Source organism: Bilophila sp. T19-St14 (assembly GCF_059728385.1).
This window is the reverse complement of sequence record NZ_BAAGFT010000001.1, coordinates 558586-570618: the sequence shown is the minus strand read 5'-3', so window position 1 is coordinate 570618 and position 12033 is coordinate 558586. Positions and strand designations below refer to the sequence as shown.

Below are 12033 nucleotides of genomic sequence, written 5' to 3'. Positions count from 1 at the left end.
CGCAGGAGAATTGAGCTCATGGAAGAAAAAGCACGTATCATTCAGGAACTCGTACCCGGAAAACAGGTTACGATTGCCCATCTGATAGCTCACCCTGACGAGGATCTCGCCAAAAAAATGGGCGTTCCCGGCGCTGAAGCGGTAGGGATCTTAACATTGAGCCCTCGTGAGGCGGCTATGATTGCGGGTGACTTCGCCACAAAAGCCGCTTCCGTCCAGATCGGATTTGTCGATCGTTTTACCGGCGCACTGGTCATTCAAGGCTCTGTAGCCAGTGTGGAAGAAGCCTTGCGTTATACGGTAAAAGCTCTCCATGATGTGCTTGGCTTTGCCGCATGCGAAACGACCAAGAGTTAACCCAATGAAGCGTTACGTTCTTCTTGGTACGGTCGGCGCAGGAAAAAGCACGTTGTACGCGGCCCTTCACGGTATTGCGTGTGACGAGGCAAAAAAGACGCAGGCTATGCAATATGATCTGGATGGGGGTGTCGATACCCCCGGCGAATTCTTCTGCCATCCCATGTATTATCCGGCGTTGCTCAGTGCCACTGTGGATACCGACGTGCTCATCTATGTCCACCCCGCCAATGATCCGCTGTGCCGTCTACCCGCTGGCTTTCTGGATATCTATACGCAGCGTGAGGTTATTTGCGCCATCACGAAAGTGGACTTGCCCGACGCCGATTTTGAAGCTACCAAGGCCATGCTCATAGAGCACGGCGTTTCAGGGCCTTTCTTCCCTCTCGGAAAGGATCGTCCCGACCTCCTGCAGGAACTGGTGGATTGGCTCCAAAAGGAATAAGTTCCGACCGATAGAGAGTAGGGTAGGCTTGTATATTTTTAGCATAAGAATCCCCCTTGGTTTTATGCCCAAGAGGGATTCATTATTTTCTGAAGCTATTCTGTCCGTGATAAAAGCCGTACTTTTCTTTCGATGATACTTTTTGTCCTAGCAAATAGGAATAAGTTCATCTTCTTGGTTTTTCATAAGTCTCTTGTACTTTTTTCAGTGTCTGCATTGATGTCCTCCTTTTCAAACCCTTAGATTTATAAGATTATTCTTGGCAACACCAACAAAATCACTCCTGTTTTCCGTAGTAGAATTCTTAGCATTACTTATATAATCTGCTGTTTTGTTAAAAAAAATAACTTTTTTCTTAAGCATACTGCTTCCATTGAAAACTTCATTTAGTATTCACTAGCATATTCAGGAATATATTATACAAGAATAATTTTATATTACTCTCTAATTTATATATTCTTTTATTAAGTAGAACCAGAAGCTGGAACGTTTTCAGCCTTGTCTATAAGGAGAACAGGTTGAAAATATGAAGAATATAGAAAAACACCCCCTTCTCAATTAATTAAGAAGGAGGTGTTTCACCATGTAGTCATGACATTTTATACTGCTGAAGTCTAATCTATTCCATAGATTAAATTACTATTCTTCCATGTACGTTGCGGACTGGATACCCTTTTCGGCTACCGTTACGCTGTACATTTTCACCGTTTCGGGAAGAGAGGGCGCCATCTGATTCCAGATATAGCGCGCCAAGTTTTCAGAGGAGGGGTTTACGGCATCGAACGGGGGGACATCATTGATATAGGCGTGATCAAGAGGCTCGAGAGCCTGTTTCAGAAGTGCCTTGAGATCGCCAAAGTCCATGAGAAGTTCCGTGTCCTGCGAGAGCGTATACCCTTTGACGACCACTTCGACGGCGTAGTTATGCCCGTGGAGGTGCTCGCACTTTCCTTTATAATGCCGAAGGGCGTGCGCGGCGCAAAATTCGGAACGAACCGTAAGCTTCCAAAAAGGTCGAGACATGGTATTCCTTTCTTCCTGTATGTTATTGGATAGGGTTGGCTGAACACCAGCGGTGCATATCCTGCTGAAGGGCCGGGCCGGGAGTAACCATCCACTGCGGGCCAAGCCGTACCCGGCAGAAGGTGCCGTCGAGACAGAAAGCCAGCTGCATTTCCGTACTTCCTTTATGCCTTTCAAGTATGGCTTTGAGCGATTCCATCCCCTCGGCATTCAGGCGTCGGGGATCCAGTTCCCATGAAATGGGCGCGTCGCTTGCGGAGCAGGCTTCATTCAATGCCTGTACCGAAACGCCCCGCAGCTTGATTTCCTTGACTGGGGCCTCGTCGTCCGAATCGTCATCCGAATCAGAAGAATAAGACGAGCCTTCCCTGTTGTCGATAGTCGCGGTCAGCAAAAGCGGCTGTTCTGAGTTGAGCAGCTCTCGGCTGGCATTCAACTCCTCTGTAAAGAAGGTCACTTCACCGGAAGCCGTGAGATCTTCTACAGCGACGAAGGCCATGCGGTTTCCACGCTTATTGAGGATTTCACGGATGCTTGTGACCAGTACGGCGCACTTGATCGTCGCCTTGTCCGCCATTTCCCGGCAGTCTTCCAATGGACGCAGAGCCAGCCGATTCAGTTCATGTCGATAGGGCTGCAAAGGATGGCTTGTTAAAAAGAAACCGAGCGCTTCCTTTTCAAAGCGGAGCTTTTGATCCTCATCCCATTCTGAAATGCGCTCTTCCTCGCAAGGGAAACCTATCCCCGACGCCTGATTCTCTTCAGCCTTCTTTGGCGCAAGCGTCAACAGGGATATTTGATTGGACTGTTTTTCCTTAATCTTTTTCTGGGCACGGGCAACCACAGAATCAATGGCAGCGACCATAGCGGCGCGGGAACAGCCGAAGCAATCCAGCGCTCCTCCTTTAATCAAGCTTTCCAAGACACGTTTGGTGACTTTCCGCAGATTGACGCGGACACACAGATCCAAAAAGGAAAGGAACGGCCCATCTTTTTCACGGGCGGCAACGATTTCACGGATGGCTTCATCGCCGACATTCTTGATCCCGCCCAAGCCGTAAACGACCGCTTCATCGCGCACGATGAACTCACGGCGGCTGACCTGCACGTCAGGCTGACGGACTTCAATGTCGTTGTCCTTACAGGCGGCAATATATTTGAGGATCTTATCCTGATTCCCGATTTCTGAAGTGAGCAGGGCGGACATGAACTCCACCTTATGGTGGGTCTTCAGATACGCCGTATGGTAAGAAATGAGCGCATACGCGGCAGAGTGCGATTTGTTGAAGCCGTATTCCGCGAATTTTTCCATCAAGTCAAAGATTTCCGTTGCCTTTTCCTTACTGGTGCCATTTTTGACGGCACCGTCCACGAAAAGGGTTCTCTCTTTGGCCATGGCTTCGGCATTTTTCTTCCCCATTGCTCGCCGGAGAAGGTCTGCGCCGCCGAGAGTATATCCGGCAACAATCTGTGCGATCTGCATGACCTGTTCCTGATAGACGATAACACCGTAAGTGTCTTTCAGGCAGCCTTCCAGCGACGGCAGGGGGTAGGTGACATCCACCTCGCCGTGTTTACGCTTAATAAATTCGTCGACCATGCCGGAACCGAGAGGGCCGGGCCGGTACAGCGCCAACATAGCAATGATATCTTCAAAACAGTTTGGGCGGAGCATGCGCAAATACTGGCGCATACCCGAACTTTCCACCTGAAACACGCCGTCCGTATCCCCTCTGGAAAAGACATCGTAAGTATCGGGATCCGTCAGCGGAAGGATGTCGAGGTTAGGAGCCTTCTTTCCCTGTTCCTCAATGGCTTTCAGGGTATTGTCGATCAGGGTCATGGTTCGCAGGCCAAGGAAGTCGAACTTTACGAGGCCCACCTTTTCGACCATTTTCATGTCGAACTGGGTGACAAGTTCGCCTTTTTTACCCCTATAGATCGGCAAGTACTCGTCCATCGGCTTGTCGGAGACAACCACGCCAGCAGCGTGCGTCGATGCATGGCGGGACAGCCCTTCCAGACGCATGGAGATGTCAAGCAGCTTGCGGATGATCTGATCTTCCTTATAGAGGGTCGCCAGTTCGGGTTCCACGTCCAGCGCCTTCTTGATGGTCATCTTGAGATCATCGGGGATGAGCTTGGCGATGCGGTCGGTTTCTTTGAAGGACATGTCCAGCGCACGCCCCACGTCGCGGACTACCGCCTTGGCCTTCATTTTTCCGAACGTCGTGATCTGCGATACGGAGTCGATGCCGTATTTTTGGCTCACATACTGGATCACGCGGTTACGCTTGTCTTCGCAGAAGTCAACGTCGATATCGGGCAGGCTGACACGTTCGATATTCAGGAAGCGTTCAAAAATGAGGTTATAGGGCAGGGGATCAAGGTTTGTAATACGCAAAGCCCACGCCACGATAGAACCGGCTGCGGAACCGCGGCCGGGGCCAACAGGGATGTCGTTCCCCTTCGCCCAGTTGATGAAGTCCTGCACGATCAAAAAATACCCCGGGAAGCCCATCTCGCAGATGACCTTCAGCTCCATCTCAAGGCGATCCCAATAGATTTTAGGATCAAGCGTATCCCGATCAGGGTGCATTTCCAGACGCTGTTTGAGGCCTTCACGCGCAAGACGTTGGAACTCCGTCGACAGGGTCATCCCTTCCGGCAGTTCATATACAGGGAAGTAGTGGTGCGTGAAATCCATCTCCACATGGCACTCTTCAGCTATACGAACCGTATTGGAGAGGGCTTCGGGCACATGCTTGAAAGCCTGCTCCATCTCCTCGGCGGACTTATAATAGAGATCCCGCGCTTCAAAACGCATCCGTTTGGCGTCATTGACTTTTGCTTGTGTCTGGATACACAGTAGGACGTCATGGGCCTCAACGTCGTCAGCATTCAGGTAGTGGCAGTCATTCGTCGCAACCAAAGGAACTTTGGTATGTTCCGCAAGTTCCAACAACTTATTGTTCAGAGCCGCCTGATCAGGCAACGTGTTGGCTTGGACTTCCAGATAAAAACGCCCATCATAAATATCCATGTACTCTTGCGTCTGCCGGATGGCGTCGTCAAACGTCCCGCCATTCGTGATCAGCTTGTTGGCTCCCATCAAGGTCCGGGGGATTTCACCGGCAAGGCACGCGGAAAGCGCAATGAGCCCTTCACTGTATTGGCGGAGCAGGGCCTTATCCACGCGGGGCTTGTAGTGGAAACCGTCCAAGAAGCCCTTGGAGACAAGGCGAACTAGGTTGTGGTACCCTTCATTATTCTTCGCCAGCAGAATCAAATGGTGCCGGACGCGGGAAAATTCGGAATCTTTATCCCGGTGGTCTTTGGTAACATAGACTTCGCACCCGATAATGGGTTTGATACCGTAACTCTTGCAGGTCGTATAGAAATAAGCCGCACCGTACAGGTTGCCGTGATCGGTAATCGCGGTGGCAGGCATCCCGAAATCTTTGGCGCGTGCGCATAAATCGTTCAGACGAATCGCGCCGTCGAGAAGACTGTACTCAGTATGGCAATGCAGATGCACAAATTCGGACATGAAACAATCCCGTAAAAGATGGAGTGAGGAAGTACGGCGATAAGCCTATCAAAAGACGCGGGCAGGCACAACGAACCTTTCTGGAAGGTTATAATAGAAAAACCTATAATAGAAGCTTGTCGATCGCCTTGCTTCGAGGTATAAACAACTCCATGATGCATGCCTGTGAAAACAATATACCTCCGTCTTGGGACGACATCAGGGCTCACGAAGCTCGCTTTGAGGGTTTTGCCGTCATGTTCCTGCGTGAACACCCCAGTGACATGCTTCGGCTCAAACGGGAACATACCTATAAAGTCTTAACCCATGCCCGTGCCATCATCGCTAAGGAGGGGCTTGCTTCCCAAGAGGGAAGGGCGGCCCTGCTTGCGGCACTTTACCATGATACGGGACGATTTCCCCAATACGTCCGTTGGCGCACATTCAGCGATGCCGAGTCTGAAAATCATGGCTATCTTGGCGTCCACGTCGTGAAAAAAGAGCATTTTCTGATGGGCGAACCCCAAAACATCCATAAATGGGTACTCACAGCCATTGCCTTACACAACAGATATGCACTCCCGGCTTTGCCGGAACCGTACCTCACTATTGCCCATGTTGTCCGGGATGCGGATAAATTGGACATCATGCGCATCATGGCCCAGCATCTTTCACAGCCCATCCCAACGCGGGACGTTGTCCTCCATGTTCAGGATGCTCCCCAATTATGGTCGCAATCCATTGTGGATACGGTTCTTTCCGGGAAAGTCCCCAGCTATCGCGATCTTCGTTATATAAATGATTTCCGAATATTACTGGGATCATGGATCCATGATCTCCACTTTAGGTCTTCAAAGAAAGCATGTGTAGCGTCTGGATTTCTTCAAGAAGTCCTTAAAGGTTTACCTTCGACACCGGAATTGCAGCCCGTAACAGCATATCTGCTCAATGAGTTCTCCACTATAGGAAATCTCCGTGGCTGACTTTTTTCACCCGTCGCTCCAGCGGGACATCAAGCGATTTTGTTCACGGCATGGGCTGAATGGATCCCGTATTTACCATACCCCCAGGGACTTTTGGAATGACGAAAGAGCAGGGGAACAAGCTGTTTTCGTGTGTCTGCTGCACCAAATGCCTTTCGGGGAGGCATTGAAACTGGTAAGGGTTGCACAGCAATATTCGAGGGGTGTCCTCCTTATAGATTACAAGTTGCCGGAAAGAAATCTAGATTTTCCCGCATATTGGCTTGGGCATTGTTTCGAACGGATAGACACACATTATGAGTTGTACAAACGCTTTATGCGGCATGGCGGTATTGAAGGCGTTGTCCATCAGTTAGGGGTCGTTCCTTTGAGGAGGGATATTTTTTGGGGTGGGGCGATTGCCGCAGTGTGGATTGTATGATATTCTATAATATAGAAGTAAACAAAAATTTACATAATTCCCATTATGCGTCATTTTTACACTTGCCACAAGATGCGTCCTTAGCGTAAAAATACTTTCTTTCGTTACCCTCATTCAAGGACACACTCATGGGCATTCTCAGTGCTAGCTGCAGTTTTACCCGGTTCAAAATTACGGAACCCGTTCCTAAAGAACTCTGGATGGAAATCCCCGCAAAGCTCCGGCAATTTGCCTTTCAGGATATCGACGATATCGCCGAGGAACGTGCATGGGGATGGACAAGTTTTGAGGATATGCTCGATATGCAATGGCGCTCTGCTCCACCAGAAAAAGGTGCGTACCTCGCTTTTGCGCTCCGTCTGGACACGCGCAGGATTCCTCCTGCCGTCCTGAAAAAATATGTTACGATTGCACTCCGTGAAGAAGAAGCCCGCATCAAGGAACAAGGGAAAAAATTCATCGCCCGGGATCGGAAAAATGAGCTTCGGGATCAGGTCAAACTGCGCCTCATGGGACGTTTTCTCCCTATTCCTGCCGTATTTGACGTGGCGTGGGCAACCGATACCAACATCGTCTATTTGGCATCCACTCAAACAAAACTCATTGAACTTTTCATGAACCATTTTACATTGACTTTTGATCTCCACTTGGAGCCGATGACGCCGTACGCCTTGGCAGCCTCCATGCTGGACGAAAAAACTTTGGCCCGGCTAGATGATTTTGAACCCACCAGCTTTGTATAAGGGGCCGACAATGAATGAACCTTATCTCGGCCAGACGACAGACATGGTGCTCGGCCAAGAATTCCTGACGTGGCTTTGGTTTCGTAGTGAAACGCAACCTATGGGGTTTAAAGATAAAGAAGGCGTGCCTTTTTCCATAAACCTTGAACAGCGGATCGTTGTCCAGGGAGGCGAAGGGGAAAATCTGGAAACGGCCTCCGTGTCCGGTTCCCTTTCCCAACTGCGTGAAGTCCGTCTTGGTTTGCGAACCGGCAAAAAGGTGACGAGGGCCCTTGTCCGTTTTGAACGGGAAGAATTGGCTTGGCAAGCCACTGTAAAGGCCGAAGATTTTTCTCTTGGCAGTTTCAAGACGCCAAAGGTGGAAAGAGAAGAAGATGACGATCCCGATGCCGCCTTTCTTGAAAAAATGTATCTGATGGAGCTCTGTCTGGGGCTCTTTGACGCTTGTTACAAGCAGTTTTTGGATATCCGCCTTTCCAGCCTTTGGAATAAGGAAGTTCAAGACATGTCCACATGGATGAGTCAGCAGGCATAGCCCACAGCGCTGGAGGCGACCATGTTCACGAACGAGACAACTTCCTTTATCCTCCGTTGCGTTCGCAAAACAATTTGGATGCTTCTGGTGCTGTGGGGGATTACCCTCGTCAGCTTCTTCGTTATCCATCTGGCTCCGGGGACGCCGACGGATATGCAGACGACGCTGAACCCTCTTGCGGGGGAGGCGGCGCGGGCCCGTCTTGAAGCGCTTTATGGGATTGATCGCCCTTTGTATGTCCAATATTTCGATTGGTTGTCGCGGATCGTACAGCTTGATTTCGGAAACTCCATGTCCAGTGATGCTCGCCCCGTTATAGAAAAAATAGCTGAGCGTCTTCCCCTGACTATCGGCATCAACGTGATTTCTCTCCTGTTGACGCTGCTCATCGCCATTCCCATCGGGGTCATTTCCGCATGGAAACAGGGCTCACTGTTTGACAAGGGAATGACGGTACTCGTCTTTCTCGGATTCGCCATGCCGGGCTTTTGGCTTGCGCTGCTTCTCATGCTGTATACGGGTTTGGAACACCAATGGTTGCCTATTTCCGGTTTGATGTCCCTTGATTATGAATCGCTGTCCTTCTGGGGGAAGCTGATGGATCTGGGCAGGCACCTTGTTTTGCCCATTACCGTCATCACGGTGGGAAGCGTTGCAGGCATGTCCCGCTTTATGCGTTCATCCATGCTGGAAGTCTTGCGGCAAGACTTTATCCTCACAGCCAAAGCCAAAGGGCTGCCTGCACGTGTGGTTATTTTTCGGCATGCTCTGCGCAATGCGCTCCTCCCGGTCATTACCCTGCTCGGCCTTTCCGTGCCCGGACTTATCGGAGGCAGTGTCATTATTGAAACCATCTTTGCCCTGCCTGGTTTGGGGCAGCTTTTCTATGCTGCGGTCATGGCAAGGGACTATCCTTTGATTATGGGAAATTTAGTTCTCGGCGCCGTACTCACGCTCGCGGGCAATATGCTTGCTGATATCGGATACGGACTCGCAGATCCCCGGATTCGCGCTCAGGGGAAACGCCAATGACCGTAGACAAGACGTTCTTCACCCCGCTCTGCAAGCGCCTTGGTGCCATCCTTTCCCGACGTGGAATGCTCTTTATCGGCCTTGGCATCGTCATCATCATGTCTGCTGCCGCCCTCCTCGCCCCGTGGCTTGCCCCCTATGATCCTACGGCGTTACACCTCAAATCCATCTTGATGCCGCCGAGCGCGCAGTTTCCTTTGGGGACGGATGCCTTGGGCCGGGATGTACTCTCGCGCCTGCTTTACGGCGCGCGTGTCTCGCTTTGGGTAGGCTTTGTTTCCGTCAGCATCTCCATAGCCATAGGTATTACCTTGGGGCTGCTCGCCGGCTATTTTAGGGGGATCGTCGATGAAATCATCATGCGCGGCGTCGATGTCATGCTTTGTTTCCCCTCTTTTTTTCTTATCCTTGCCGTTATTGCATTTTTAGAGCCAAGCCTGAATACGATTATGGTAGTTATCGGACTGACATCATGGATGGGGGTGGCTCGGTTGGTTCGCGCTGAAACCCTCTCCCTGCGCGAACGGGATTTTATCGCGGCCGCCCGCTTGGCCGGTACCCGCCCTTTTCGCATTATGGTCATGCATATCCTTCCCAATGCACTGACTCCAGTCCTTGTCTCCGCCACACTCGGCATCGCCGGGGCCATTTTGGTGGAATCTTCACTCAGTTTTCTGGGGCTAGGTGTCCAACCGCCGGATCCCAGTTGGGGGAACATGCTGATGGAGGGCAAGGACGTCCTCGAAATCGCACCGTGGTTATCCTTGTATCCGGGGCTTGCCATTCTGATCACTGTCTTGGGATACAACCTGCTGGGAGAAAGCCTACGGGATACGCTTGATCCTCGGCTCAAGCGGTAAACGCAAACCAGCCCTTCCCTCGCGGCTTGCATCATTCGAGTAATCCCCCTATGGTGGCTCTCGTTCGCGGTGAAACCTGCGAACGGCCTTGCAAGTCATGACCTTTCTTCGTACGAGTATTCCTTATTATGCTTGAATATTTGCATATTCGTGATCTCGCCTTGATATCCGACATGGAACTGGAATTTGCCCCAGGCATGAATGTTCTTACCGGGGAAACAGGGGCTGGGAAAAGCTTCATTCTGAAGGCGCTCAACTTTTTGATGGGGGAGAAACTCGGTGCGGACATGGTTCGTCCGGGAAGGGAGAGGGCTCAGGTCGAGGCCCTTTTTATGCGTTCCGGGGAAGAGTTCATCGTCCGCAGGGAACTGATTGCGGAAACCGGGCGCAGCCGTCTGTTCATCAACGATACGCTGGCCTCCCAAGAAACCATCAAAGAACTGCGAACCACCCTTCTCGTCCATACGAGCCAGCATGGGCAACAAAAACTGCTCCAACCGAATTTTCAGGCCAAGTTGATTGATGACTGGATGAACCGGCCCGATCTTTTGGCGACACGAAACACTCTGGTAAAAGAACTCAAGGAAGCGGTCGAAAAAAAGGAAGCGCTCCGTATTCGTTTCAGGGATCTTGCGGATCGCCGGGAGCTTCTTGAAATGCACCTCGCGGAGATTAAAAAAGTCGATCCGGCTGAGGGCGAAGAAGAACAGCTCGAAGCTATGCGCGCTGAGTGGCGTGGGACTGAGCAATTGCGGCGGCATTACGAGCGGGCGCAAATGCTCCTGCGTGGCGATGAAACAGGCCTCCTCGAACAGATCGGGCATCTGGAGCACGCACTGGAATTGCTGGCTGGAGATGATGAGGATATGGCCGCATACCTTGAATCGGTAGTCGCTTTTCGCCAGACGGTTGCCGAGCTGGAGCGGAAACTGCGCCGCCCTCCCCTGCCACAAACGGATATCGATCCGGAACAGATAGAAGCCCGGCTTTTTGAACTGGCCCAACTCAAACGTAAGCTCCACCGGACACTTCCAGAGATTCTTGCCCTCAGGGAAGAAATTCAGGATAATCTTTCGTTTCTTGACGCCTGCAAACTGGATATCAGGCAAGTAGAAAAACAGGAAAAGCAGCTTCAGGAACAACTCGCGAGTGTATTGGCACTGTTAAATCCCGAACGCCGAAAGGCGGGAGTGTCTTTCACCCAAAAGTTGGAAAATGAGCTGCAGGGATTGGGCTTTTCCCAATATGTCCGGGTCATCGCAGAATGGTCGGAAGTGGAATTGTTCCCCGGATGTATGGAAGACCGGGTCAGGCTTTTGTGGTCTCCCAATCCCGGTCAGCAACCGCAGCCTCTGGACAAAATCGCCTCAGGCGGCGAACTGTCCCGATTCATGCTCGCGGTCGTTTCCGTACAGGAACACGATGAAGAAGCCACGCTTATTTTTGACGAAGTGGATGCCGGAGTTGGTGGGCTCACCCTCAACAAGGTTGCTGAGCGGCTCGAAGCTCTTGCACAACATCGGCAGATGCTTTTGATTACGCATTGGCCGCAGCTTGCCTCCAGAGCCCTTCGCCACTTCCGCGTGACGAAGCAGGTCAAAGACGGCAAGACCTTTATGCAATGCCTCCGTCTTGATGAAGGAGAACGGAAAACGGAATTGGCGCGTATGGCCGGTATTGAAAGCTGATTTTCCCTTAATAACAATACATAAAAAAAGGAAGAGGCGAAATCCCCTTCCTTTTTTTACATCAAAACCAGATGCGTTACGCGGCGGCTTTGGCAGCGTTGAGAGCCTTGGCAAGGCGAGAAATCTTGCGGGCGGCCTTCTTCCAATGGATGACGCCCTTGGTGGCGGCCTTATCCAGAGAAGAGGTGGCAGTGCTCAGGAGCTGCGCGGCGGTAGCCTGATCATCAGCCTTGATAGCGGCGCGGACAGATTTCACCACATTCTTGATGCGGGTCTTGACGGTACGATTGCGAGCAGCGCGCTTCACGCTCTGCTTATGACGCTTGATAGCAGACTTGTGGTTGGCCACGATTTCCCTCCGGGGTACGTCTTGCTGCGTCCGAGACGCGGCGTGGTTGCAGTTTGAATTGATGTCCT

At 51.3% G+C, this 12033-nt stretch carries 12 protein-coding genes; 9 read left to right on the top strand and 3 right to left on the bottom strand.

Features of this window, described 5'->3' with window-relative positions:
* Positions 1-18: 18 nt before the first annotated feature.
* Both eutS and AC6I1V_RS02585 read left to right on the top strand, forming a co-directional pair.
* The gene (gene eutS, locus AC6I1V_RS02590; protein ID WP_005027076.1) at positions 19-357 is read left to right on the top strand and encodes an ethanolamine utilization microcompartment protein EutS; all 339 of its coding nucleotides are present in this window, start codon (positions 19-21) and stop codon (positions 355-357) included.
* A gap of 4 nt (positions 358-361) precedes the next feature.
* Positions 362-802: a EutP/PduV family microcompartment system protein gene (locus AC6I1V_RS02585; protein ID WP_479858621.1), complete on the top strand. Its 441-nt coding sequence runs from the start codon at positions 362-364 to the stop codon at positions 800-802.
* 639 nt (positions 803-1441) lie between these two features.
* Here the strand turns inward: AC6I1V_RS02585 and queD are convergent.
* Together queD and dnaE are read right to left on the bottom strand one after the other, a co-directional pair.
* Complete coding sequence (gene queD, locus AC6I1V_RS02580; RefSeq protein WP_479858934.1) at positions 1442-1825, bottom strand: 6-carboxytetrahydropterin synthase QueD; 384 nt, start codon at positions 1823-1825, stop codon at positions 1442-1444.
* A gap of 22 nt (positions 1826-1847) precedes the next feature.
* Positions 1848-5375 carry a DNA polymerase III subunit alpha gene (dnaE, locus tag AC6I1V_RS02575; RefSeq protein ID WP_486854306.1) on the bottom strand — a complete coding sequence of 1176 codons (3528 nt, stop codon included), beginning with the start codon at positions 5373-5375 and terminating at the stop codon, positions 1848-1850.
* Positions 5376-5611: 236 nt separating this feature from the next.
* Between dnaE and AC6I1V_RS02570 the strand changes: the two genes are divergently transcribed.
* From AC6I1V_RS02570 to AC6I1V_RS02540, 7 genes are all read left to right on the top strand, one after another.
* On the top strand, positions 5612-6337 hold the full coding sequence (locus tag AC6I1V_RS02570; RefSeq protein ID WP_486854305.1) for an HD domain-containing protein: 726 nt from the start codon (positions 5612-5614) through the stop codon (positions 6335-6337).
* Entirely contained in the window at positions 6330-6758 is a 429-nt protein-coding gene (locus AC6I1V_RS02565) for a hypothetical protein (protein WP_486854304.1), read from the top strand. Before AC6I1V_RS02570 ends, AC6I1V_RS02565 begins: the two co-directional genes overlap by 8 nt.
* A 128-nt stretch (positions 6759-6886) precedes the next feature.
* On the top strand, positions 6887-7501 hold the full coding sequence (locus AC6I1V_RS02560) for a hypothetical protein (protein ID WP_486854303.1): 615 nt from the start codon (positions 6887-6889) through the stop codon (positions 7499-7501).
* A gap of 10 nt (positions 7502-7511) precedes the next feature.
* Positions 7512-8036, top strand: coding sequence for a hypothetical protein (locus AC6I1V_RS02555; RefSeq protein ID WP_486854302.1), 525 nt, complete (start codon positions 7512-7514; stop codon positions 8034-8036).
* A 21-nt stretch (positions 8037-8057) separates the two neighbouring features.
* Complete coding sequence (locus AC6I1V_RS02550; protein WP_337430917.1) at positions 8058-9068, top strand: ABC transporter permease; 1011 nt, start codon at positions 8058-8060, stop codon at positions 9066-9068.
* Positions 9065-9928 carry an ABC transporter permease gene (locus AC6I1V_RS02545; RefSeq protein ID WP_308771165.1) on the top strand — a complete coding sequence of 288 codons (864 nt, stop codon included), beginning with the start codon at positions 9065-9067 and terminating at the stop codon, positions 9926-9928. Before AC6I1V_RS02550 ends, AC6I1V_RS02545 begins: the two co-directional genes overlap by 4 nt.
* A 128-nt stretch (positions 9929-10056) precedes the next feature.
* The gene (locus AC6I1V_RS02540) at positions 10057-11616 is read left to right on the top strand and encodes a DNA repair protein RecN (protein ID WP_497736827.1); all 1560 of its coding nucleotides are present in this window, start codon (positions 10057-10059) and stop codon (positions 11614-11616) included.
* 76 nt (positions 11617-11692) lie between these two features.
* On the opposite strand, the gene rpsT is transcribed toward AC6I1V_RS02540, so the two are convergent.
* A complete protein-coding gene (rpsT, locus tag AC6I1V_RS02535) occupies positions 11693-11965 on the bottom strand; it encodes a 30S ribosomal protein S20 (protein ID WP_302553345.1) in 273 nt (90 codons plus the stop codon).
* Positions 11966-12033: the final 68 nt, after the last annotated feature.